At 72.7% G+C, this 23,964-nt stretch carries 21 protein-coding genes; 10 read left to right on the top strand and 11 right to left on the bottom strand.

Features of this window, described 5'->3' with window-relative positions:
* Positions 1–71 precede the first annotated feature (71 nt).
* The gene (locus ABEA87_RS26755; RefSeq protein WP_345634143.1) at positions 72–2,816 is read right to left on the bottom strand and encodes a hypothetical protein; all 2,745 of its coding nucleotides are present in this window, start codon (positions 2,814–2,816) and stop codon (positions 72–74) included.
* Positions 2,817–2,987: 171 nt separating this feature from the next.
* Here ABEA87_RS26755 and ABEA87_RS26750 point away from each other — a divergent pair, with 171 nt between their 5' ends.
* Together ABEA87_RS26750 and ABEA87_RS26745 are read left to right on the top strand one after the other, a co-directional pair.
* Entirely contained in the window at positions 2,988–3,662 is a 675-nt protein-coding gene (locus ABEA87_RS26750) for a TetR/AcrR family transcriptional regulator (protein WP_345634142.1), read from the top strand.
* A 33-nt stretch (positions 3,663–3,695) separates the two neighbouring features.
* Entirely contained in the window at positions 3,696–3,920 is a 225-nt protein-coding gene (locus ABEA87_RS26745; protein ID WP_345634140.1) for a DUF3107 domain-containing protein, read from the top strand.
* Positions 3,921–4,192: 272 nt separating this feature from the next.
* On the opposite strand, the gene ABEA87_RS26740 is transcribed toward ABEA87_RS26745, so the two are convergent.
* Positions 4,193–4,837 carry a ferritin-like fold-containing protein gene (locus ABEA87_RS26740; RefSeq protein WP_345634138.1) on the bottom strand — a complete coding sequence of 215 codons (645 nt, stop codon included), beginning with the start codon at positions 4,835–4,837 and terminating at the stop codon, positions 4,193–4,195.
* 296 nt (positions 4,838–5,133) lie between these two features.
* Between ABEA87_RS26740 and ABEA87_RS26735 the strand changes: the two genes are divergently transcribed.
* Positions 5,134–6,819, top strand: a complete 1,686-nt coding sequence (locus ABEA87_RS26735; RefSeq protein WP_345634136.1) for a DEAD/DEAH box helicase — start codon at positions 5,134–5,136, stop codon at positions 6,817–6,819.
* 78 nt (positions 6,820–6,897) lie between these two features.
* Positions 6,898–8,028, top strand: coding sequence for a class I SAM-dependent methyltransferase (locus ABEA87_RS26730; protein WP_345634134.1), 1,131 nt, complete (start codon positions 6,898–6,900; stop codon positions 8,026–8,028).
* Here the strand turns inward: ABEA87_RS26730 and ABEA87_RS26725 are convergent.
* Together ABEA87_RS26725 and fahA are read right to left on the bottom strand one after the other, a co-directional pair.
* Complete coding sequence (locus ABEA87_RS26725) at positions 8,022–8,267, bottom strand: DUF2630 family protein (protein ID WP_345634131.1); 246 nt, start codon at positions 8,265–8,267, stop codon at positions 8,022–8,024. The genes ABEA87_RS26730 and ABEA87_RS26725 overlap by 7 nt on opposite strands.
* Before the next feature lie 80 nt (positions 8,268–8,347).
* Positions 8,348–9,565 carry a fumarylacetoacetase gene (gene fahA / locus ABEA87_RS26720; protein WP_345634129.1) on the bottom strand — a complete coding sequence of 406 codons (1,218 nt, stop codon included), beginning with the start codon at positions 9,563–9,565 and terminating at the stop codon, positions 8,348–8,350.
* Between the two features lie 405 nt (positions 9,566–9,970).
* Between fahA and ABEA87_RS26715 the strand changes: the two genes are divergently transcribed.
* The gene (locus tag ABEA87_RS26715) at positions 9,971–10,708 is read left to right on the top strand and encodes an IclR family transcriptional regulator (RefSeq protein WP_345634127.1); all 738 of its coding nucleotides are present in this window, start codon (positions 9,971–9,973) and stop codon (positions 10,706–10,708) included.
* Here ABEA87_RS26715 and ABEA87_RS26710 read toward each other — a convergent pair.
* Both ABEA87_RS26710 and ABEA87_RS26705 read right to left on the bottom strand, forming a co-directional pair.
* Positions 10,668–11,435, bottom strand: a complete 768-nt coding sequence (locus ABEA87_RS26710; RefSeq protein WP_345634126.1) for a histidine phosphatase family protein — start codon at positions 11,433–11,435, stop codon at positions 10,668–10,670. The two genes, ABEA87_RS26715 and ABEA87_RS26710, sit on opposite strands and share 41 nt — an antisense overlap.
* A 45-nt stretch (positions 11,436–11,480) precedes the next feature.
* Positions 11,481–13,670, bottom strand: coding sequence for a RecQ family ATP-dependent DNA helicase (locus tag ABEA87_RS26705; protein WP_345634124.1), 2,190 nt, complete (start codon positions 13,668–13,670; stop codon positions 11,481–11,483).
* A gap of 362 nt (positions 13,671–14,032) precedes the next feature.
* Between ABEA87_RS26705 and ABEA87_RS26700 the strand changes: the two genes are divergently transcribed.
* Positions 14,033–15,145, top strand: a complete 1,113-nt coding sequence (locus ABEA87_RS26700) for an FHA domain-containing protein (RefSeq protein ID WP_345634122.1) — start codon at positions 14,033–14,035, stop codon at positions 15,143–15,145.
* Positions 15,146–15,239: 94 nt separating this feature from the next.
* Here the strand turns inward: ABEA87_RS26700 and ABEA87_RS26695 are convergent, their stop codons facing one another.
* Complete coding sequence (locus ABEA87_RS26695; protein ID WP_345634120.1) at positions 15,240–16,958, bottom strand: VWA domain-containing protein; 1,719 nt, start codon at positions 16,956–16,958, stop codon at positions 15,240–15,242.
* 321 nt (positions 16,959–17,279) lie between these two features.
* Here ABEA87_RS26695 and ABEA87_RS26690 point away from each other — a divergent pair, with 321 nt between their 5' ends.
* Positions 17,280–17,969 (top strand): DUF4097 family beta strand repeat-containing protein, encoded by a 690-nt coding sequence (locus ABEA87_RS26690; protein ID WP_345634118.1) that lies wholly within the window; start codon positions 17,280–17,282, stop codon positions 17,967–17,969.
* A gap of 225 nt (positions 17,970–18,194) precedes the next feature.
* Here ABEA87_RS26690 and ABEA87_RS26685 read toward each other — a convergent pair whose 3' ends face one another.
* Positions 18,195–18,713: a beta-class carbonic anhydrase gene (locus ABEA87_RS26685; protein WP_345634116.1), complete on the bottom strand. Its 519-nt coding sequence runs from the start codon at positions 18,711–18,713 to the stop codon at positions 18,195–18,197.
* Between the two features lie 150 nt (positions 18,714–18,863).
* On the opposite strand from ABEA87_RS26685, the gene ABEA87_RS26680 reads away from it, so the two are divergent.
* The gene (locus ABEA87_RS26680; RefSeq protein ID WP_345634114.1) at positions 18,864–19,211 is read left to right on the top strand and encodes an MmcQ/YjbR family DNA-binding protein; all 348 of its coding nucleotides are present in this window, start codon (positions 18,864–18,866) and stop codon (positions 19,209–19,211) included.
* Positions 19,212–19,295: 84 nt separating this feature from the next.
* Here the strand turns inward: ABEA87_RS26680 and ABEA87_RS26675 are convergent, their stop codons facing one another.
* Entirely contained in the window at positions 19,296–20,546 is a 1,251-nt protein-coding gene (locus ABEA87_RS26675) for a cation diffusion facilitator family transporter (protein ID WP_345634112.1), read from the bottom strand.
* A gap of 204 nt (positions 20,547–20,750) precedes the next feature.
* Between ABEA87_RS26675 and ABEA87_RS26670 the strand changes: the two genes are divergently transcribed.
* Positions 20,751–22,142: a carbohydrate-binding protein gene (locus tag ABEA87_RS26670; protein WP_345634110.1), complete on the top strand. Its 1,392-nt coding sequence runs from the start codon at positions 20,751–20,753 to the stop codon at positions 22,140–22,142.
* A gap of 154 nt (positions 22,143–22,296) precedes the next feature.
* Complete coding sequence (locus ABEA87_RS26665; protein WP_345634108.1) at positions 22,297–22,773, top strand: hypothetical protein; 477 nt, start codon at positions 22,297–22,299, stop codon at positions 22,771–22,773.
* A 5-nt stretch (positions 22,774–22,778) separates the two neighbouring features.
* Here the strand turns inward: ABEA87_RS26665 and ABEA87_RS26660 are convergent, their stop codons facing one another.
* Positions 22,779–23,420, bottom strand: a complete 642-nt coding sequence (locus ABEA87_RS26660) for a hypothetical protein (RefSeq protein ID WP_345634106.1) — start codon at positions 23,418–23,420, stop codon at positions 22,779–22,781.
* A gap of 61 nt (positions 23,421–23,481) precedes the next feature.
* A complete protein-coding gene (locus ABEA87_RS26655) occupies positions 23,482–23,910 on the bottom strand; it encodes a DoxX family protein (RefSeq protein WP_345634104.1) in 429 nt (142 codons plus the stop codon).
* Between the last annotated feature and the right edge of the window lie 54 nt (positions 23,911–23,964).

Raw genomic sequence — 23,964 nt, 5'->3', positions numbered from 1 at the left:
TACTTCAGTGTGCCGCGCGGTTCGCGGTCGCGCCCGGTCGAAGCGGCGCTTGATCCGATACCGGACAGGGCCTAACCGAGCAGCGCGTCGAGCCGGCGGTTGACCGCGGCCAGGGTGGCCCGGACGACCGCCTGCCGTGGGTCCCCGGCGACCAGCGCCGAGCCGCTGAGCTGTTCGGCCGTCCCACCGAGTACCAGCAGCACGACGACCACGGCCACATCGCTGCTGCCGAACGGCACGACCGTGGCGTGCTCGACGAAGCACCGGCCCGGCTGCTCCACGCCCCGCACCTCGGACAGCAGCTGATCCAGGGCCGACGCGGCGGCGACCGCGGCCAGCCTGAGCACGTACCCGTCGACCGCCGGGCCGCTGGCCACCCCGAGCGCGGGCCGCCCGCCGCTGGTGAGCCTCACCTCGACGGTCGCGTCCAGGCCGAGCGTGCTCACCTGCACCTGGTCGATGATGACGCGGGGCCCGGTAACCGACCGGACCACCCGCTGCGGCTCGGGAGTCGGCTGGGAGACGCCCCGGGCGCGGCCGGCGGGAACCTGGGCACGGCGCGGTCGCTCGTCGCTCAGGATCGGTCCGGCGGTGGGCGCCGGCACGGCCGGCGATTCGGTGGTGGCACCCGCGACGGCGGTCCGGGACGCGGAAGCGGTGCCGGGCTCCCGATGGGGCTGGCCGAGGTTCGGCGCTAAACCGACGCCCCCGGGCTGCTGCCGCCGCTGCTCGGCCTGGCGGCGCGGCTCCGCGGCCAGGCCCATCCTGTGCTTGAGCAGCCGCGCCACCTGCCGGGAAACCGAGGCGCCGTCGGCCCCGTCGGCCAGGTCGAGGCGCAGGGTGTGCACGCCGCCCGGGTTCGGCTTGAGCTGCGCGTCCCGCACCCCCGGCACATTGCGCACGGCGGCGAGCACGGCATCGGTGTCGAAGCCGTCGGGCCGCGCCGGCGTCTCCTCGGGGTCCTCGTCGTCGCGCAGGCGGGTCGCGATGCGGGCCAACTCGGGCTGGTCGAGGGCGGTCGGGCGGTCCTCCTCGATGAAGTCGCCCTCGATCTCCTCGTCCTCGGGCACGTTGGGGACGTCCGGGGCGGCCGGAACGCGCTGGGGCAGGATCTCGGGCACCGGCATGGGGGCCTGAGCCGTGCCGGACCGCGTCGAGGTGCCGCGGGACGACCCCAGGTCGGAGGGCGGGCCGGGCTGCCGGCCCACACCCGGACCGTCGGTGTAGTCGGCCAGGCTGGGCTGCCCGAGCGGGGTGGGCGGCTCCGGTACGAACGGGCCGGACCCGAACGACTCCGTGCCGTAGGGCTGATCCGCGCCGTAGGGCTGATCCGCGCCGTAGGGCTGATCCGCGCCGTAGGCCTGGTCCGCGCCGTACGCCTGGTCGGGAGCGTAGGGCTGGCCGGGATCGTATGGCTGGCCGGGCGGGAACGCCTCCGCGGCGAAGGACTCCGGTGCGCGCGAGCCGGGCTCGTCGGCCGGATCGGCATCGGACCACCCGGACTCGACCGCCGCCGCGTACGCCGCCTGAACCGCCGCGTGGTCCTCGGCCTCCGCCTCGGCCGCGGCCGCCGCGGTGCCGGCGCGCAGGGCCGCCATCGATTCGCGCAGCGGCATCGCGCGCATGGCGACCTCGGCGGGGTCCGGCAGATCCGGTGACATCGCCCCCAGGGACGGCCCGTGCGGGCGCGACGGATCCACCGCGGGGCTGACCGGCTCGATCCGGCCGGCGGGCGGTACCGCCTCAAGCCGGCGGCCCGGATCGCGCGGCGCCATGGGCGGCCCGTAGCCATTCACCGGCCGGTACTCGGCCGGGCGCTCCTGGATCGGTCGCGGCTCAGCGGTGCGCGTCCCTGTGCTGGAAAGGGCCTCGGCCGGCCTGGCCTCGGCGGACCTGACCTCAGCGGACCTGACCTCGGCGGGCCCAACCTCGGTGGGCCTGCTCTCGGAGGGCCTGGTCTCGGTGGATCTCGCCTCGGCCGGGGGGCGGGCCTCGACCGGCCGGATCTCGGTGGTCCCGGGTTCGGCGTCGGGTGCCGGTTCGGGCGAGCGATGCTCGGCGGGCCGGCGCTCGGCCTGGCGGACCAGTTCGGCGGGGCGCAGCGCCTCGGCCCGGCGCAGCGCCTCGGCCGGCGCGCCGACGGGGCGCCGGAAGGAATTCACCTGTCCGGTCGGCACTCGCTCCATGGCGGGTCCGGCACCGGACACGACGGGGTGGGCGGGCTGGCCCGCGGCGACGGCGGCGTCGGCCTCGCGAACGGCACCCTCCGGCTCGGCTACCGCGTGCGTGGCGTGGGCCGACCACTGGCTCGCGCCCATCGCCTGGGTGGCGGTGGTCGCCCGGGCCAGGGCGGGCAGATCGTCGAGCGGAGAGGGCGGGGCGAGCCTGGGCGACTGATAGGGGTCGTAGGACTCCGGCCCGGTCAACGGATCGCCGTGCCCGGTCGGCCCCTCCGGCTCGGTCGGCTGCGGCGGTCGCGGCTCGGTGGCCTGCCTCGGGGCCCACGGGCCCTGCGCCGGCTGCTCCGGATCTCCGCGATGGCCGGCCACCGCGTGCCCGTTGGTCGAGAAGCGCGAGGCGGTCAGATCGGCGGGACGGGACGGGTTGTCGGGCCACTCGCGCACGTCGGTGGCCACCGAGCGGTGCCAGGCCGGCGCGGCGTCGGCCCCCGTGGCCGGCAGTCCGTTCACCCGGCCGCCGTCCACGCTGCGCAGAACCGGGCGGGTGGCGCTGGAACGGATAGCCTCGGCCCGGACGGCATCACCGTGAGCGCCGGTCGGCTCCTGCTGCCAGCCGTTGGCCCGGCCTCTCGCCATGCCATTTTCGTGGGCACCGTTGCCGTTCGCACCTACCGCTTCGCTACCGGACTGCCCTGTTTCGTCCACCGTGCGCTCCTCGGTCGCCTCGTGTGAGGCTACCGTGTTTGAGATAGGCGAGTTAACTGGTAAACACGACGAGTTCGAAGCTTGAGATTTTCGGAGGTGCGAATGGCCGCGACGAGCGGCACGAACACGGCGGGCCGCCCGGTCCGGCTTCCGCGTTCGGCCCGCCGGAAGCAGCTGCTCGCCGCCGCGCAGGAGGTCTTCGTCGCGCAGGGCTACCACGCCGCCGCGATGGACGACATCGCCGACCGCGCCGGGGTTTCGAAGCCGGTGCTCTACCAGCACTTCCCCGGCAAGCTTGAGCTCTACCTCGCGCTGCTGGACACGCACGGCGACGCGCTGGTCGGCAAGGTACGCGGCGCGATGGCGGCGACCAGCGACAACAAGGAGCGGGTCGCGGGATCGATGCGCGCCTATTTCGAGTTTGTCGACCATGAGAGCGAGGCGTTCCGGCTGGTCTTCGAGTCGGACCTGCGCAACGAGCCGGCGGTGCGCGAGCGCGTCGACCGGGTCGAGCGGCTGTGCATCGAGGCGATCGCCGAGACGATCATGGGCGACACCGGGGTGGCCCGGGACCGGGCCGAACTGCTGGCCGCCGGACTGGTCGGGATCTCCGTGACCGCCGCGCAGTTCTGGCTGGCGGGCGGCCGCAAGGTCGACAAGGACGACGCCATGGCGATCCTCGCGGCGCTCGCCTGGCGGGGTATCGCCAGCTTCCCCATGCAGGGCGAACCTCACGGCAGCGAGCCACCGGACGACGGCGCCGCCACCATCGGATAATCTTCTCATCGGATACCGCATGAGGAGGGCCACGTGGAGGTCAAGATCGGCGTTCAGTTCGCGCCTCGCGAGCTGTCACTGGAGAGCACCCAGACGCCGGCGCAGGTCGAGGCGACCGTGACCGAAGCGCTCGCGGCTGGGGGTGTGCTGAGCCTGGTCGACGAGAAGGGCCGTCGGGTGATCGTCCCGATCGAGAAGCTCGCCTACGTCGAGATCGCCGAGGTTTCCACCCGCCAGGTGGGCTTCAGCGCGGGCTGACCCGACCGGCCGGCATGATCGGCCGCGATCCGGAGTGGTCCGTCCACGACGGACAGGGCCGTTAGCGGCGGCCCGGCGATGCCACGCCGGGCCCGGCCGTTAGCGCCGAGATTCCGGCCCGGTCCGGACCGTAAACGGGCTGGACCACGGGCCCGGGATCCTCAATGACCCGGGCTCGACGGCGTCCGGACCCGACGGCGTCCGGACCCGACGGCGTCCGGGGCTCGGTCGGCTGCGACCGCGTTCGGGGCTCTACCGCGAGCCGGAGCGGCTCAGTTGTTCAGGCCGACCGTGGCCATCCGCGCCGTGTGCCCCGCGGTGAGGCGCTTGAACAGCCCCTGCAGGTCGGACTGCTCGCCGACCCCGGTCAGGATCAGCATCGCCAGCGCCGGGTTGTCGGCCGCCACCCGCTGGGCCTGCGACAGGCCCTCGCCCACCAGCCGGCGGGCCCACATCGACATGCGGTTGGCCAGCTTCGGGTCGGCCGTGATCGCCGAACCGATCTCCTCGCCGGCGAAGGTGGCGTACCGGGAGTCGTGCAGCACCTCCAGCACCAGCTGCCGGTCCGGGGAGTCGAGGAACGAGGCGACCTCGCGGTAGAAGTCGTCCGCGAAGCCGTCCCCGACGTAGGCCTTGATCAGCGCCTCGTACCAGTCCTTGGGCTCCGTCTTGCGGTGGTAGTCCGCCAATACGTCGACGAACGGCCGCATGGCGGCCTGTGGCTCGGCGCCGAGCGCGGCGAGCCGGCTCTCCAGCCGCCGGAAGTTCACGATCTCGGCGGCGGCCATCTCGCTGAGCATCGCCCGGCGGTGCAGGTCGGGTGCGAGCCGGGCGTCGTTGGCCATCTGGTCGAAGGCTTGCAGCTCGGCGTAGGCAAGCAGGGCGAGCAGATCGACGACCGCTTCGGGGTGCGACACGAGCGCAGGTTATCCGATCCAGCTGGGAGCGCTCGGGCCGGACTGGCCAGACGGTGCGTGATCACCCAGACACCCCAGGTGGTGACGAATTGGCCGATTACGCCCTGATACACGGCGATTTCCCGGCCGGCCTACGAGACGAGTACCATAGTGGTATTGCCGTGGGCGTCAGCGCCCGCGTCACGCGTGCGGCCCGCAGTTTTCCCACCTGCGTGTGGCCCGCGCCACATCCATAGGCGCCCTTGGGAAAGAGCGATGGGGCGCACCGGCGAAAGCAGAAGGACCCCCACAATCCCATGACGATTGAACCCAACGCAGCCAGCGCACAGCTAGCTGCCAGTGCACCAGTTCGCGCCGACAGCCCGACATTCGCTGAGCTGGGCGCCCGTCCCGAGACCGTGGCCGCGCTCGAGGCGGTCGGCATCACCAAGGCCTTCGCGATCCAGGAGCACGCCATCCCGATCGCGATGCGCGGCACCGACATCATCGGCCAGGCGCCGACCGGTACGGGCAAGACCCTCGGTTTCGGCATTCCGCTGCTGGAAAAGGTAACGGGTCCCGACGAGGGTGCCAGCGGCGCCGTACAGGCCCTGGTTGTGGTACCGACCCGGGAGCTCGGTAGCCAGGTGGCGCGGGACATCGCGGCCGCCGGCCGTACCCGGGGCATCCGGGTGCTGCCCATCTACGGCGGGGTGGCCTACGAACCGCAGACCGACGCGCTCAACAAGGGCGTCGAGATCGTCGTCGGCACCCCCGGCCGCCTGCTCGACCTGGCCAAGAGCAAGCAGCTCAAGCTCGGCTCGGTGCGCACCCTCGTCCTGGACGAGGCGGACCGGATGCTCGACCTCGGCTTCCTGGACGACGTTGAGAAGATCCTGTCGATGCTGCCCGCCGACCGGCAGACCATGCTCTTCTCGGCCACCATGCCCGATCCGATCGTCACCCTGGCCCGGCGCTTCCTGCACCAGCCGATGACCATCCACGCCGGCAACAGCGCCCAGGCCGGCCCGTCGCCGCAGACCCAGCAGGTCGTCTACCGCACCCACTCGCTCAACAAGTTGGAGATCGTGGCGCGGATCCTGCAGGCCAACGGCCGCGGCCTCACCATGATCTTCACCCGTACCAAGCGCAACGCCGACCGGGTCGCCGAGGACCTGGACTTCCGCGGGTTCGCGGTGGCCGCCGTACACGGCGACCTCGGGCAGGCCGCCCGGGAGCGGGCGCTGCGGGCGTTCCGGGCCGGGAAGATCGACGTGCTGGTCGCCACCGACGTCGCGGCCCGAGGGCTGGACGTGTCGGGCGTGACGCATGTCATCAACTACGACTGCCCGGAGGACCCGGACACCTACACCCACCGGATCGGCCGGACCGGCCGGGCCGGGGCGAGCGGCGTCGCGGTCACCTTCGTCGACTGGGAAGACATGCCGCGCTGGCGGCTCATCGACAAGTCGATGGGCATGGATTTGCCGGAGCCCCCGGAGACCTACCACACCTCACCGTGGCTCTTCACCGACCTGGACATCCCGACCGACGTGAGCAGCACTCTGCCGTCCGCCGACCGGACCAGGGCCGGGTTGTCCGCCGAGGTCGAGGAGGACCTGGGTGGCGCTGGTCGCGGCCGGCCCAAGCGGGGCCGGGCTACCCGGACGACCCGCGGCCGCTCCGGCCCGGCCGCCGCGGAGCCGGTGGCCACGGACCCGGGCGAGGAGCCGACCCGCGCGCCGCGGCAGCGGCGTCGCCGGCGGCTCAGCGCCTCGGCGACCACCGCCGACGCCGGATCCGGCTCGGACGAGGGTGCCACCACCGACGGTGCCGGCCCGGCCGATTCCGCGGCCCCGGCCGCCGAGGCGTCCGGTGCCCCCAAGCCACGCCGCCGTCGCCGCCGGCACGGGTCCAGCTCGCGTGCTGCCGGCACCGGTGAGTCGTCGACCGGCGAGGCGGCGACCGCCAGCGCCGGAGAGACCGCGACGAGCGCGGAGTAGCGACTTCGCCCGCCGACCCGGGCCGATGGTCCTCAGGCGGCGGGCCCTGCGTCCCTCGTGGACAGAAATGGCTCAGGCATGCGGCAACCATTGGACGAGGCGCTGGCCGAGATCAGGGGCGCACTGCTGGATCGGGACGGGCTCCGGCGCGCTGTGGCCGCCGGGCGGCGGCGCGGTACCAGCCCCCAGTGGGTAAGGGCGGAACTGCGGCCGGTGGCACTCAAGCGCGGCGACGAACTCCAGCTGGTCACCTCGGACGGCAATCGGCCGGCCACCCGCAACCTCGCCTGGGGCGAGGATGCCGAGGCCGCGGTGGACGGGCTGCTGGCCCAGCCGTTCGGCAACTGGCACGTGGAGACCGCGAGCGGCACCCTGCAGTTGCGGGTCACGAAGAAGGGCGACGCGCAGTTGCACCGGTCCGCGGTGGTGGCGCCCGCCCAGCCGACCGGGCACGACCGCGAGAAGGAATACCTGCTCGACCCCGGTGACCCGCTGTACGCCGCCATCGGTGGCAACGCGGCCAAGCGCCGCCAGGTGGACGCCTTCCTGCGCGCGCTGGCGTCCACTGTGGACGAACCGGTGCGGCGCGTGGTCGACCTGGGCTGCGGGAACGCGTACCTCACCTTCGCCGCGTACCGGTACTTCGCGGGACGCGGCGAGGACGTTGAGGTCATCGGCGTGGACGTGCGCGAGGACCAACGGGCCCGCAACACCGCGCTCGCCGAGCAGCTGGGCTGCGCGGACCGGGTGCGGTTCATCGCCGGTTCGATCGCCGACGCCCCGGTGGGCGGGGCGGACGTGGTGCTGGCGCTGCACGCCTGCGACACGGCAACGGACGACGCCCTGGCCCGCGCGGTGCGCTGGGATGCCCGGTTCGTACTCGCCGCGCCGTGCTGCCACCACGACATCGCCGCGCAGCTGCGCCGGGGGCCGGCGGCCGACGGGTACCAGATGATCACCCGGCAGGCGATCCTGCGGGAGCGTTTCGCGGACGTCCTCACCGACGCGCTGCGGGCCGCCCTGCTGAGGCTCTCCGGCTACCGGGTCGACGTGGTCGAGTTCGTGGAGTCCCGGCACACGCCACGCAACGTGCTGCTGCGGGCCACGCGCACCGGCGCGCCACCCACCGAGGAACAGCGCGCCGAATACGCGAGCCTGACCGGCGCCTGGCAGATCACGCCGGCGCTGGCCGGGCTGCTGGGCTACTGAAGGTAGCCCTCCACCTCACCGGTCGGCCGGGCGTGCGACTGCTCGGGGTCGCCGCCGGTCTCGCGCGCCGCCCGGCGCTGCCGCAGCAGGTCCCAGCACTGGTCCAGGGCCTCTTCGACCTCGCGCAGCCGGGAGTGCTCGTCCGCGGTGTCGAGCTTGCCCTGCTGTACCCGGGTACGCAGCTGGTGCTCCTCGTCGACCAGCGCGTTGATCTGGTGAAAGATCTGCTTGTCATCCATGTGCCCAGCCTCGCATGCCCGCGGTCGGGCTTCCCAGGGATCCCCCTGGTGAGCCCCTGGGGTCGGCTCGGAAGGTCGGCTCAGGAAGCCGGGGCCACCCGGCCGCGCACCTCGCCCAGGCCGAGGCGCACTCCGCCGGGGCCGGGCGCCCACGCCCGGATGACCGCCTCGTCGCCGTCCTCCAGGAAGGTCCGCTGCGAACCGTCGGCCAGCCGGAACGGCTCGGCCCCGCCCCAGGACAGCTCCAGCAGGCAGCCGCGCTGGTCGGGCTCTGGTCCGCTCACCGTCCCGGAGGCGAACAGGTCCCCGGTGCGCAGCGTCGCGCCGTTGCAGGTCAGGTGCGCCAACTGCTGGGCCGGGGTCCAGTACATGGAGCGGAACGGCGGCCGGGACAGCACCGTACCGTTGATCTCCAGCTCCAGCGAGATGTCGAGGCCCCACGGATCCCCGGGCACGTCCCGCAGGTACGGCAGCGGTTCGGGGTCGCGCGGCGGCGGGGCGACCCGGGCGTGCCGCAGCGCGTCCAGCGGCACTATCCACGGGGACACGGAGGTCAGGAACGATTTGCCGAGGAACGGGCCCAGCGGCACCGTCTCCCAGGACTGCACGTCGCGGGCCGACCAGTCGTTGAGCAGGCACACGCCGAAGACGTGGTCGGCGAAGTCGGCGACCCGGACCGGGCCCGGCGACGGCACGCCGACCACGAACCCGACCTCCACCTCCAGGTCCAGACGCTCGGACGGGCCGAAGGAGGGACCGGCCGACGCCGGGTCCCTGCGCTGCCCGTTGGGCCGGACCACCGGGCTACCGGACACCGCCACGGTGCCCGCCCGGCCGTGGTACCCGATCGGCAGGTGCTTCCAGTTCGCCGGCAAGGCGGCGGCGTTCGGGCGGAACAGCCGGCCGACGTTGCTGGCGTGGTGCTCGGAGGAGTAGAAGTCCACGTAGTCGGCGACGGTGAACGGCAGCAGCAGCTCCACGGAGTCCCGCGCCACCAGGTGCGGGCGCACCCCGGACTCCCACCGCCGGTCGCCGAGCAGGTCGGTCAGCCAGCCGCGCACCTCCCGCCAGGCGGCGGGGCCGGCGGCGAGCAACCCGTCGAGCGTCATGCCGGTCAGCAGCGGGGCGTGCCGATGCCCCCCGGCCGCGGCCAACGCGCCCAGGTCCACGACGAAGTCACCGATGGCGGTGCCCACGCGCGGGCGCTCGTCGGGCCCACCGGCCACCCGGAACACCCCGTACGGCAGGTTCTCCAACGGGAACGCCGATCCGTCGGCGCCGGGTATCCAGCTGCTCATGCGCGCTCCTTCGTACCCCCGGTCGATGGTGCGCGCCGAGGTTGGGCCAGCGGTTCGCCGATCGATGGTACGGCATGGCGGCGCTGGTACCCGTTAATCGGTCTGCGGCGGCAGCTACCGCGCCGGCAAGTCTTTTACCTGCCGATAATCCCGGCCTGGGACCCCCGTCAGGCATCGCGGTTCATCGCTGACCACAAGCGGTTTCCGCACCCCGCCGGCGGGCCGGCCGGCCGGCCCGGAAGCGGTGGCGCGCAACCCCCGGGCGCGGCGAGTCGGGGGTATCTTGTATCGCTGCATGGAGTGATCTGATCCAGCCATGACAGGGCGTGTCAGCGAGCAACACCCAGCCCGTGACGACGGTCGGCCCGCACGGCTAAGCCGGCCCCCACAGTCAGGAGTACGCCAGTGGCAACCCGATCCGTTGCTGGTGAGGAAGATGAGCCGCAGGGCGCGACGGAGGGATTGCGCGGCACGGGTGCCGACCGGTCGACATCGCAGAGCCTGGACCGGGGGCTCATGCTGATGGAGCTGATCGGCCAGAGCCCGGAAGGCATCAGCGTCACCGAACTCGCGGCGGCCACCGGCACGCATCGGACCATCGTGACCCGGCTGCTCAAGACGCTGGCCCGGCGCGACTACGTGATACGCGACCAGTTCGGCCAGTACCGCCTCGGTGGCCGGCTGCTCGAACTCGCCCGCTTCGTGCAGCCGCAGGTACGCGCGGCGGCGCTGCCCATCCTGCGGGTACTCGCCGAGCGCATCAGCGCGACGGCACACCTCACGATGGCCGACGGCGATGAGGCGGTGGGCCTGATCGTGGTCGAGCCAACCACCGCGCCGTTCCACGTGGCCTACCGCGTGGGCACGAGGAATCCGTTGTGGCGCTACGCCTCCGGCATCGCGATCCTCTGCGCCCGGCCGGTCGATGAGGTCGAGCAACCGGGCGTCGCGCTGGCCCGGACGCGTGGCTGGGCGTACAGCGAGGATTCCCAGGGCGCGATCGGGATCGCGGCGCCGCTGCCCCATCCCCTGTACTCGAACTACTGCACGGGCGTGGTGATGCTGACCCGGCCGGAGTCGCCCGACGAGGTCGGCCGGGCCGTCATCGAGGCGGCTGCGGCGATCGCGGCTCGCGTGGTGTAACCCAGGGATCGGCCGAGGGCGCGACCGGCGGTAGGTCGCGCAGGTGGGCGGTCGAGTTGTACTCGGCCAGCACGAGCCGTCCGTCCACATTGACCCATCGGGTGACGGAGGCGTTGGCCGCCAGGCCATCGCGGGCGATGTCCTCGATCTCGTTCCAGGACAGCCCCTCGACGATGCGGCGCAGCATCAACACCACCGCGTCGTGGGCGACCACCATCGCCCGCCGCCCACCGTGCGCGCCGCGCACCTCGTCGAGCAGGTCCGCCAACCGGTCCGCGATGTCGCCGAACGATTCCCCGCCGGGCGGCCGGTAGACGAACTCGCCGTCGGCCGACCGGCGCGCCGCCTCTTCCGGATAGCGCTCGGCTATCTGTTGCTTGGTCATCAACTGGAGCTCGCCCATCACGCGATCGCCCAGCCGCCGGTCCAGGCGCAACGTCCACGCCTGGGCGTTCGGGCCGGCAGCGGCGGCGGCCACCTCATAGGTCTGCCGGGCGCGCAGGTACGGCGAGCACAGCACCAGCTCCGGCACACGCTCCGGCGGCAGGGCGGCCAGCCGGCGCCCGAGTGCGGCCGCCTGCCGGTGACCCAGCTCGCTGAGCGGGATGTCCGCGTCGGGCCCCCGGATGCCGACCGGCAGGCGTGCGGCTTCCTCGGCGGCGGCGAACTCGGCGTTGGAGGTGCTCTCGCCGTGCCGTACCGCGATCAACTCGGCGAACTCCGTCATGCCCCGATACAACCACAGGTCGGCGCGGATCAGGCGATTCTCCGGTCAGGTGGTGGTCGCCAGCGCCAGTGGCAGCACCGCGGGCGCGCCGGCCAGTCGCAGCAGCCGCGCCGCCAGCGCCATCGTCCAGCCGGAGTCGACCAGATCATCGACCAGCAGCACCGGCCCGCCGAGATCCGGCAGCCGGGCCGCCAGCGGCGCGGGCACGGCGAGGCGGGCGTGCACGTCCCGCACCCGCGCGGCGCTGTTCACCGCCGCGTAGCCGCCGGGGGCGGACGAGAGCGCGCCCAACAGGGGCAGCCGGCCGATCGTGGAGATCCGCTCGGCCAGACCGCGGACCAGCTCCGGCCTGGTCGCCGAATCGATGCCGACCACCGCCACCGGCCGAGCGGCCCAGGAACCGGACCACTGTTTGAGCACCGCCACCACGGCGTCCACGAGCTGATCCGACGGCTCGCCGCCGCCGTCCAGCGCGGCCCGCAACCGGGCACCCCAACCCAGGTCGGACAGGCGCCCCACCGCCCGTCCCGGCTCGGCCTGCTCACCGGGGGCGATCTTCCCGGACAGCGGTACCCCGACCGCCGCCAGCCCGGTCGGCCACAGCTTGCGCGGCGGGATCTCGATGCCGGCCCGGCCGAGGAACGCCGTGGCGGCGGCCAGCGCGTCCGCCGACACCGACGCGGAGAACGGCGCGCCCGCGCAGTTGTCACACCGTCCACAGGGGACGGACTCGGGATCGTCCAGGCACCGGCGCAGGTAGTCCATCCGGCAGTCGCCGGTCGCCGCGTACTCGATCATGGCCCGCTGCTCGTCGTCCCGGGCGGCGGCGACCCGGGCCAGCCGGGCGGAGTCGTAGCGCCACGGCTCGCCGGTGGTCACCCAGCCGCCCTTGACCCGGCGTACCGCACCGTCCACGTCCAGTACCTTGAGCATCAGCTCCAGCCGGGCCCGGCGCAGCTCGACCCGGGTCTCCAGCACAGCGGTGGACTGCGCCCGGTCGGGCTGCAGCGCGGCGAGCGTGGCGCGCACCTGATCCTCGGGCGGAAACGCGAGCGAGGCGAAGTAGCGCCAGATCGCGGCATCCTCCGCGCCCGGCAGCAGCAGCACCTCGGCGTGCCGCACCGCGCGACCGGCCCGGCCGACCTGCTGGTAGTACGCGATCGGTGAGGGCGGCGCGCCCTGGTGCACGACGAAGCCCAGATCGGGCTTGTCGAAGCCCATGCCCAGCGCGGACGTGGCGATCAGCGCCTTGACCCGGTTGTCCAGCAGGTCCGCCTCGGCCGCCCGGCGGTCGGCGTCCTCGCTCTGCCCGGTGTACTCGGCGACCGCAAAGCCCCGGGCGCGCAGGAACTCGGCGGTCTCCCGGGCCGCCGCGACGGTGAGCGTGTACACGATGCCGGAGCCGGGCAGCTCCGCCAGGTGGTCGGCGAGCCAGCCCAGCCGGTGCGCGGGGCTGGGCAGGTCGAGCACGGCCAGCCGCAGCGACTCGCGATCCAGCGGTCCGCGCAGGACCAGCGGGTCGGCGGCGCGCCGCCCGGCCGCCCCGCCCTCGCTTGCCGGGCCGTCACTTCCCGGGCCCTCGCTTGCCGGGCCCTCCTCCCGCGCGCCTTCGGCGGGGGCGGTCGCGGTGGTGTTCAGCTGCTCGGCGACGTCGGTGATGACGCGGGCGTTGGCGGTGGCGGTGGTCGCCAGGACCGGCGTGTCCGGCGCCAGCTCGGCGAGGAAGGTGCGCAGCCGCCGGTAGTCCGGCCGGAAGTCGTGACCCCAGTCGGATACGCAGTGTGCCTCGTCGACCACGAGCAGTCCGGTGGTACCGGCCAGCTTGGGCAGCACGGAATCGCGGAAGTCGGGATTGTTGAGCCGTTCCGGGCTGATCAGCAGCACGTCCACGGCGCCGGCGTGCACCGCCGCGGTGATGTCTTCCCATTCCTGCAGGTTTGCCGAGTTGATGGTGTACGCCCTGATTCCCGCCCGGGAGGCCGCCTCGACCTGGTTGCGCATCAACGCGAGCAGCGGGGAGATGATGACCGTCGGGCCGGCCTGCTGGCGTCGCAGCAGCGCGGTCGCGATGAAGTACACGGCGGACTTGCCCCAACCGGTGCGCTGCACGCAGAGCACCCGGCGGCGGTCCACCACCAGCGCCTCGATGGCGGTCCACTGGTCGTCCCGCAGCCGCGCGTGGTCACCGGCCAGCGCCCGGAGCACCTCTTCGGCCTGATCACGCACTGTCGGCATCCGTCGACCCTACCGGCGCCGGGGCCGCGGCGCCCCTCGACGACCCAGGGGGTGACGCACGTGGCGGGCACGCCGCGCCGCCGCACGGCGGGCCAGGGGCACGGCAGCCCGGGGACACGGTGCCGCGAGGCGGCGTGGCCGGCGCGGGGCGGCGTGGCCGGGTATGGGGCGGCGAGGCGGGTATGGGCCGGCGGGCGCCGTCCGCACGAGCGGCTCTCAGGCTCGGCCGGCACCTGCCCGGCCGCCATCGATAGTCCACAGTGGATCGCTGCGGGTACCGTCCCGATCCGACCCGGCCCCTGGACATCGATCCGACGGGCGGCATGATAGGGCGGAGGATCAACTCTGCAGGGGGACGAATCGTGCGTTTTGGCATCAGTCACGTGCTCGACTCGATCGAGCGACGAGTCAGTACGGATCCGCTCGCTGCCGGAGGCGTGACCGATCTCGGCGAGGTGGTGCGCCGTACCGACCTGGACGGCGGGCGGCCCGCACACCTGCTGCGCCTCGGTCTGGTCATCGACGCCCTCAGCCGGCACCTGTCGGACCCGCGCGTCGCCGTGTACGCCGTGGCCGACCGCACCCTGCTGTCCGACACCGACCTCACCGCCAACGAGCGCATGGTGATCCGGCGCTGGTCCGACGACGGGAAGGTCGAGGTGGTCCGCGCCGGGGGGCCGACCGCCGCGCTGCGCGCCCGCGAGGTGGCCGCGCTGACCGGGCTGCCCCTGCTGACCCGCAACTCCACCGGGTACCCGGGCCTGTCCTACGCGCCGGCTCCGACGCCGAACGGCGCCGCCCTGATTCCGCAGATGATCGGGCCCGGCCCGGCCGCTCCGGCACCCGCGCTGGGCCGGCAGTGGCGCTGCCCGGAGCCGGGCTGCGCCAGCTTCGGCCCGCCCGGGACGCGCAACGCCGACCCGTTCGGTCCGCCGCCGGAGACCACCGAACCGGAGGGCCCGCCGCCGCCCCAGCTCATGAACGGAAGGCCGCACTGCCCCCGGCACGGTACGCCGCTGAAGGACCTCGGTCCCCGCCCGCGCGCGGTGACCCTCGCGGCCCGGGTGGACGGCATGGTGTGGCACCGCTTCCAGGTCACCGAGGCCGAGCCGGTACCGGTCGGCCGGGCCCCCGAGGAGGCCAACGGGGTCGGGCTGGGGCTGGCCCTGGACGACCGCGGGCTGCGCTGGGTCAGCCGCAGCCACCTGCGCTTCGAGCTGCGCGGGCACTCCCTTCAGGTCGTCGACACCAGCACCAACGGCAGCACGCTCCTGCTGCGTACCGGCCCGGCCGATCAGCCCCGCCGGGCGCAGCTCAACCGGGGCGAGGTCGCCCCGCTGACCGAGTGGGACACGGTCGAGCTGTACGAGGGCGTCGAGCTCGGCCGCGCCGACCGGGCCGCGGGCCCGGTGGCCGGCGCCCAGACCGGCTCGGTGATGGCGGAGGCGCCTACCCAGTCGATCCGGCTGCCCTGACCGCGCCGCCATCGGCACCCCGCCGCCATCGGCCGGCCCAAAAACCGCGAGCGGCGCGGCCGGACCGCGGCGGGGGTTGGCCGGGCCGGCCGGTTCAGCTACCTGAGCCCGGGCGCAGGGCGATCGCCTGCAGGAAGATCTCGTTGATCTTCGACGGGTCGGACGCGATGAACACCTGCCCCGAGGTCACCGCGGTGATCTGCGACAACTCGGACTGGCTCGCCTCGCCGATGCCGATCGCTATCACCTCGACCTTGCGCTGCGGGTCGACGATGCTCCTGAGCTGGGTGAGCAGCTGGTTCAGCGTGAGGCCACCCGGATTGTCGTTCTGACCGTCGGTCATCAGGACAATCGAGTTGACCTTCTTGGGATCCCAGTTGGTCTGCACCGCCTTGTACGCGGCCAGGATCGTGTCGTACAGGCCGGTGTCGCCGCTGGTGGGGGTGACCTTGTTGAGCGCGGTGTCCAGCTTGGACCGCTGGCTGGACACCGGACCGATGGGCACCAGCTGGCGATAGGGCTTGTCGCCGTCGAGCTTGGTGGAGAACGTCCACAGCCCGGCGTCCCAGTCGTCGCCGAACAGGCTCAGGCCGCCGTCCGCCGCTTGCACCGTCACCTGCTCCCGGGTCTTGCCGCCGGCCGTGGGTACCGCCGTCTTCATCGAGCCCGACACGTCCAGCACGGCGAGGATCCGGCCGGCCTGGGTGATCGCGCCCCAGGTGTTGAGCACCTGGTTGATGACCGCCGGATCGAGGTTGGCCGCCGGTGCCGAGGCTGGCGGGGGCGCGCCCTGCTCGGTGGGGAACCCCGCCCCGGTCGTGCCGTCCGGGGCGCGCAGTCCGTGCTGGGCCAGCAGGTTGCGGTACGGCGCGCCGGTCAGCTGGCCGAGCAGCTCGTTGGCCGCGCTCACCGCCTGGTTGGTGGCGCTGGGCAGCACCGCGTACGGGTAGTCCAGCGCGGTCGGCGCCGGGTTCAGGAACACCGGGGCCAGCGGTACCGGCGGCTGCGCGGCGTTGTACGCGATGACCGCCTGCTCCGACAGCGGCGCGGCGGCCAGGCCGGCGGCCAGCGTGGTGGCGTCCCCCGCGCGCGGGAAGCGGCCGACCAGGTCGGCGCGCACCGTGGAGCGGTTGGCGGCCAGCGCGCGCAGGGCCGCGACGGTCGACTGCTGCGCGCTCGCGCCACCGGCCGCCGCCACGGCGCTACTGAGCGCCATCAGGCCCGACAGGCCGGACGCGTCCCGATCCGGGTCGACGATGCCGGCCTTGAGCGCCTGGCCGCCGGTCATCTTCTGCAGCAGGGCCGGCCAGGTCAGCTTCGCGGCCGGCCAGCCTAGCGCCTGCTTGGCCAGCGGCTGCGGCACCGCCAGCACGACCGGGCTGCTCGCCACCGACTGGGCGACCGCGGGAACGATGTCGGCGTTGACCGCACGGATGCGCTCGAGCCAGGTCGACGAGTCGGGGATCCACACGTCCGGTACCTGGGTCTTGCCGTCGGTCTGGCCGACCCCGCTGACGGTCGCGCCGGCCTGGTGGGCGATTGCCGCCGCCACGTCCGCCGGCTCCGCCCCGGTGACCGTGACCGTGACACACGTGCCGCTGTCCTGGTGCTCGCTCCACGCGCTGGCGGTCGACCGAACGACCGGGGCGATCTCGGGTGCCGCGGCCACGCGCAGGGTGATGTGCGAACCGCATGACGCGCGGTTAACGAACCGGTACCCGCCCCAGCCCAACCCTGCGGCGACGACGAGCACGACGAACCCGACGAGGAGCTTGACTCCGATGCGGTGAGTGTTGCGATGACGGCCTGCCACGGGTACCCATGCTCCGGAGTCAACGGCCACAATGCCATGTACATTCGGCCGAATCTTCTTCACAAAATCGCGGCGGCCGCCCTATTTCCTACGCACCGTGACCTGGGCCTACCCGACCGTCGAATTTGATCTTCGCCAATAGCTTTATTGGATCTTCATTGCGCTCGCCGACGACGAGCCGACCCGACCCTTACGGACCGCGGGCCCCGACCCTGACCCGCACTCGGGGTCGACTCCGGGTACAGACCGGGGTCGATCCCGGATCCGCCGATCCCGACCGGCCGGCAGGCTGAATCCATCACACGGGAGAGGGGACGGCAGATGCGACGCGCCACGCTTGCACTCAGCGCGACGGCGGTGATGCTGATCGCGTCCGGCTGGGCGGTGGCCGGATGCTCAATCTCCACGTCCACGGACGTCCGCTCGTACGAGGTCACCGGCGACATCGGCAGCCTGAGCGTGCGCGACCCGGCCGGCAAGGTCGAGGTCACCGTCGGCGCGGGGCCGGTGGTGGTGACGGAGACCGCGCGCTACAGCAACCACGCGCCGCGCACCAGTCACCGTACCGACTCCGCCACGCTGCGGCTGGTCGACGACGGCTGCCCCGGAGTATCCGGCCACTGCGAGGTGGATTATCAGGTACGGGTGCCGGCCGCCACCTCGGTGAACATCAACGCCTCGGCCGGTCGGGTGGCGCTCACCGGTCTGGCCGGCGACCTGAACATCACCAGCTCGGCGGGCGAGATCGAGGGGACGCGCCTGACCAGCGCCAGCACCACCGTGCACGGCGAGGTCGGCCGGGTCCGGCTGCGGTACTCCGCCCCGCCGACCTCGGTGACCGTCACCGCCGACGCGGGTGAGATCGACATCCGGGTACCCGGCGACGGGTCGTACTCGGTGGACGCGAGGGCGGACGCCGGCAAGACGACCGTCTCCGTGCCGCGCGACCCGGCGTCGACCAGGAGAATCAGCGCTCACAGCGCCGCCGGAAAGATCACCATCGACTCCTGAGCGGGGCCGGTCTCCGAGTCGAGCATGACCCGGCGGTGCATGACGGGGCGGGCATGCCGGGGCGGGCATGCCGGGGCGGGCACCAGCGGGGCGGGAACGGCGGGGCGGGCACGACGGGCGGTCGGGGGACGTCCGATGCGGCGGCCGGGGGACGGTCCGCGGCGGCCGGGTGGGACGGGCCGCGGCGACCGGGATTGGCCGCCAGGGGGCGGTTGGCGGGGTGGGTCAGGCCGGCACGGAGTTTCGCGCCGGGCTCACCTCGCGCAGCCGCCCACTTTTCACGTCGAGGATGAAGCCCCTGATCGCGACGTCGCCGGGGAGCCACGGATGCGAACAGGCGAGGTTGACCTGCTTCCGCACGTTCTCCTCGAGGTCGGTGAAGGTCGAGAACCGGGGCTCGGGATGCTCCGCCGGCCGGCGCTCGGGCAGCCGGGAGGCCAGGTCGTCGTCGGTGAACGTCTGCAGGGCACAGTTCGTGTGACCGATGATCATGATCTCCTTGACCCCGAGCACGTGGGTCGAGACGGCGAGGGACCGCACCGAGTCCTCGTTGATGATCCCGCCCGCGTTCCTGATCACGTCCGCGTCGTCGGCGGCCACGCCCAGCAGCGGCAGCACCCCGGTCAGCCGCGAGTCGGCGCAGGTGACAATGGCGAGCCTGGGTGCCGGCGCGCGACCGCGGCGGGCGTCGTACTCGTTGGCAAGGGTCGCGTTGGCGCTGAACGCCGCGTCGATGACACCCATGACCGCTCGCTCCTCCCCCGTTGCTCCCCTGGGCTCTTTCCCGGTTGGCGCCCGGATACACGCCCGGGCGGCTGTCGTACCCCGCCGGTACGGTGCGCGTCATCGGGTCCGGGGGATGGCTTCCGGGCGGACGCGGAGAGGGAGGCACCGGTGGTCGGAGCCGACGACGTGCGGCGGATGGCGAAGGCCCTGCCGCGCACCGAGGAGAGGCTGATCCGTGACCGCATCAAGTTCCGGGTCGGCCGCATCGTCTACCTCGCCATCTCACCCGACGAGGCGTCGATGGGGTTCGCGTTTCCGAAGCAGGAGCGCGCCGGGCTGATCGCCAGCGAGCCGGACAAGTTCTTCATGCCGATCCCCTCCGACGAGCGCTTCAACTGGGTCCGGGTGTGGCTGGCCGCCATCGACGAGACCGAGCTGCGCGAGCTGGTCGTCGAGGCGTGGCGGATGGTCGTGCCGAAACGGGTCGCCGCCGCCTTCGAACACGGCCTGCGGTAGCGGCCCGGTCTGGCGGCCGGGCCCGCGGTAACGGCCCGGCCCGCGATGGCGGCCCGGTCGGGCGGCCTGTGGTGGCGGCCGGTTTCAGCCCGCCGGGGCGGCCGTCCGGTGGTGCGCCAGCCGCGCGTGCTGCGCCTGATCCGGACCGTACGGGTCGGCGTGCACCAGCGCGGCGGTGAGCCTCGGTACCGCGTGGATGAGCCGGTGCTCGGCGTCGACCGCGATGGCGTGGGCCTCGGCGATGGACAGGTCGGCGTTGACCGCTATCTCGCACTCGGCGCGGAGTTGGTGGCCGATCCACCGCAGGTGTACCGCGCCGACGCCCACGACGCCGGGGGTCGCGCACAAGGTGGCCTCCACCGCGTCGACCTGCGCCGGGTCCACGGCGTCCATCAGCCGGCGGTACACCTCGCGGGCGGCGTCCTTGAGCACGAACAGGATCGCGACCGTGATGAGCAGCCCGACGGCGGGGTCGGCCCAGCGCCAGCCGATCGCGACCCCGCCGGCGCCGAGCAGCACGGCCAGTGAGGTGAACCCGTCGGTACGGGCGTGCAGCCCGTCCGCCACCAGAGCGGCGGAGCCGATCCGGCGCCCGACGCCGATCCGGTACCGGGCGACGATCTCGTTGCCCGCGAATCCGACCAGCGCCGCGCCGGCCACGTAGGGCAGGTGCGACACCGTGGCGGGGTGCAGCAGCCGGCCGACGGCCTCGTAGCCGGCCAGGGCGGAGGAGCCGGCGATGAAGACCACGATGACGATGCCGGCCAGGTCCTCGGCCCGGCCGTACCCGTAGGTGTACCGCCGGGTGGCGGCCCGCCGGCCGAGCAGGAAGGCGATGCCCAGCGGTACCGCGGTCAACGCGTCGGCGAGATTGTGCAGGGCGTCGCCGAGCAGGGCGATCGAGCCGGACAGCACGGTGATCGCGACCTGAGACACGGCGGTGACGCCGAGTACGGCCAGGGAGATCCACAGGGCGCGCAGGCCCTCGCGGCTGGCCTCCATGGCCGAGTCGATCTTATCGGCGGCGTCGTGGGAGTGAGGGGTGATCAGGTGGCCGGCCCGGTGCCAGAGCCCCGCCCACCCGCCGTGCCCGGTCTCGTGCCCGTGCCCGTGCCCGGTCTCGTGCGGCTGGCCGGTCTCGTGCGGCTGGCCGGTCTCGTGCGGCTGGCCGGTATCGTGCCCGTGGCCGGTCTCGTGCCCGTGCTCATGACCGTGATCGTGACCGTGGCTGGTCCCATGATCGTGGCCGGTCTCGTGGTCGTGGGCCGCCGTGCCTGCGCCGTGCGGCTCCGGCGCGCCCTGCCCCTCTTCGTGGTGGCTTCGCTCGTTGTCCACGGCCGGCGCCTCCACTCGCCTCGATCTGCGGCACCCACAGGAATGATAGGTGCGCGCCGGCCGCGACGCCGCGCCCTTCGCGTCCGCCGGGCCGGTCGCCATCGCCGCGCATTTCCGCGTCGCGGCCACGGTCCACACGCTTACATCGACGGGCATAGTTTGTTACGCTCGCGTCGCGGCCAACTGTTAGGAGTATTAAGTGTTATGAGATTACGACGTCGAGCCCCCGTCCTGGCAGCCGCCATAACGCTGACCGTCGCGACGATCACCGCCGCGACGGGACTGCTCTTCGCGCCGAGCGGCCAGGCAGCGGTCAACACCGCAACCGTCGCGCCGCTGGTCGCCTGCACCTATCCGGCCTGGGCCGAAGGCACCAGCTACGCCGCCGGCGACCGGGTCACCTACCAGGGCCACGCGTACCAGGCTCGGCAGGCGAACACCCCACCGGTCGGTGCGGGCTGGACCCCCGCCGCGGTACCGGCGCTGTGGCAGGACCTCGGCACGTGTACCGGCGGCGGCACCACGCCGCCCGCGTCCCCGTCTCCGACCCCGTCCACCACCCACCCGACCTCGCCGTCACCGTCGCCCTCACACACCACGTCCCCCTCGCCGTCCCCCACCACCTCGCCGCCGCCCGGTGGCGGTACCTGCTCCGTGAAGTCGCGGCCGGCGGGCAAGGTTCTCCAGGGGTACTGGGAGAACTGGGACGGCAACCTCAACGGCGTGCACCCGCCGCTGGGTTGGATCCCGATCACCGACTCGCGCATCGCGGCGCACGGGTACAACGTGATCAACGCCGCGTTCCCGGTCATCCGGTCCGACGGCACCGTGCTGTGGCAGGACGGCATGGACGCGAACGTGAAGGTCGCCACCCCGGCCCAGATGTGCCAGGCCAAGGCGGCGGGTGCCACGATTCTCATGTCGATCGGGGGCGCGGCGGCCGGCATCGACCTGAGCTCCTCGGCGGTGGCTGACAAATTCGTCTCCACGATCGTGCCGATCCTGAAGACCTACAACTTCGACGGCATCGACATCGACATCGAGACCGGCCTGACCGGTAGCGGGAGCATCAACACCCTGTCCACCTCGCAGGCCAACCTCGAACGCATCATCGACGGCGTGCTCGCCCAGATGCCCTCGAACTTCGGCCTGACCATGGCGCCCGAGACCGCGTACGTGACCGGCGGCGGCGTCACCTACGGCTCGATCTGGGGCGCGTACCTGCCAATCATCAAGAAGTACGTCGACAACGGCCGGCTCTGGTGGCTGAACATGCAGTACTACAACGGCAGCATGTACGGCTGCTCGGGCGACTCGTACCAGGCCGGCACGGTACAGGGGTTCACGACGCAGACGAACTGCCTGAACACCGGACTGGTCGTCCAGGGCACGACGATCCGGGTGCCCTACGACAAGCAGGTACCGGGCCTGCCGGCACAGCCCGGCGCGGGCGGCGGCTACATGTCGACCTCGCTGGTGGCACAGGCCTGGAACGCCGACAGCGGCCTCAAGGGACTGATGACCTGGTCCATCAACTGGGACGGTTCGAAGAACTGGACGTTCGGCGACAACGTCAAGTCCCTTCAGGGACGCTGACGCCCGGTGGGTGTGTCACGCAGGCCCGTGGCACACCCACCGGATCGCGGAGGTCCACCGCGCCGCGAGACTATGGACGCGGACGCGGACGCGAATCGTGGCGTGGGACCGGAACCGTGGCGTGGGACCGGAGGCAGGGCGGATCGTGAGCAGAATGGGAGCGGTCGAGTTCGGTGGCCGGGGCTTCTGGGCCTACGACGTCAGCCTGTCGCTCCTGCTCGTCGAGGCGATCCGAGCCGGCGAGGAGTTGCCGGCGGATCGGCGTCCGGCTGGGTTGCCAGGGGTGCTCGACCAGCTTCGGGTCGTGGCGGTCGTTCCCGACCTCGGATTCCCGATAGAGGAGAGCTGGCCGCCGCGCGAAGTGGACCTGCTCAGGTCCCTGCTCATTGACGTGAGCAGGCGGCTGGCGGTTCGCGGCACGGTCGCGGCGGACGGGGTGGCCACCTGGGATGTGCTCGACGGCGGCACCATCTCCTTGCGGGGTGCCGAGGTCGTCGACCTGACTCCGGTCATCGAACTCGCCGGAGCCACGGTCCAGCTGGTCGAGGGCACCCTGCCGCGAGCGCCGGCCGGCACGTGGTGGGCGTACGGGTTCGAGGGTGGCCGACGCACGATCGCCATGCGGTCCTGAGGGGCTCAAGGGGCAAGGAAGTCCCGGAACTCGGCGGCCTCGGGGAATGGCGCGTCCTCCGCCAGGGCGCCGATGTAGACGACCGCCTCCTCGTCCTGGTAGAGGGAGAAGCCTTCGGGGACCTGTCCGATGACGAGGGCGTTGCCGCCACGGCGCCAGGCGGCGTACCGCCATGAATACGGGCCGATGGCCGTGGCGCGGCCCTCGGTCCTCACGTCGCACTGCGGCGGGCCGAGCAGTTCGGCGAACCGGTCGACGGCGGCGTCGACGTGCCCGTCGAATTCCTCCCGGCCGGCGCCCTTCTGGCTGGACCAGCCGGGCAGGGCACCCCATTCGTCGGTCGTCCACACCTCTCCGCCCACCCAGTAGTAGTGGCAGAACGGCATGTAGAAGCCATCGTGATCGCTATAGACGACGTGGCCTTGGCCGGTAACGAAGCCATTGATCGTTTCGATTACGTCGTTGTCGCGCCAGCCGAGGGCGCGCATCGCACCGTCGGTAACCTTCCCATCGGACCACGGCAGGTCCGCCAGATCGGCGATCTGGCGGGCCAGTTCGGGGGTGATGGGACACCCGGCGACGTAGTCGTCGTCGATGCCGGCGTCGGCGCCTTCGACCATGGGCCCGTCCGTCTGCGGTTGCGTCACGCCCAACAGTCTGGCCGATCCGGCTGGCGCCCCGCGAAGCGCACCCGAACCCTGCGAAATGTCAGCCGACCGCCGCGGCCGCCGCCGCGATGAAGACGAGTTGCAGGACGGTACGCAGGCCGAGCGGTGTGGCCCCGGCAACGCGCCGGCGGGCGGCGGAGACGTTGGCGGGGAACATCAAAATCATCATCAGGATGAGCCCGAGCGCCGCCCACGGCGCCGTCGCCGGCACGAGAATGCCGACCGCACCCGCGAACTCCAGCACTCCCGTAACGGTGACCAGCAAGCCCGCGCCAGGCAACGATGGCGGAACCATCGCCACGAGACCCGCACGCAGTCTCGGAACGAAGTGAGCCGAGGTGGTGAGCAGGAACATCAGCGCCACCCCTGTGCGAAGCGCCGGCTGCCAGCCGTCCAGTGCCGCCACGCCGGCCAGGCCGGCCACGCGCGCACCGAGGATGCCGGCGATGAGAGCAATGAGGGGTTGCATGATTCGACCTTCGCGACGAGGAAACTTGCCACTGACAAGATACCCACTCACGGC

The organism is Rugosimonospora acidiphila (assembly GCF_039543385.1).
Lineage (GTDB): Bacteria > Actinomycetota > Actinomycetes > Mycobacteriales > Micromonosporaceae > Rugosimonospora > Rugosimonospora acidiphila.
The sequence above is the reverse complement of the archived record's forward strand: the minus strand, read 5'-3'. Positions and strand labels throughout refer to the sequence as shown.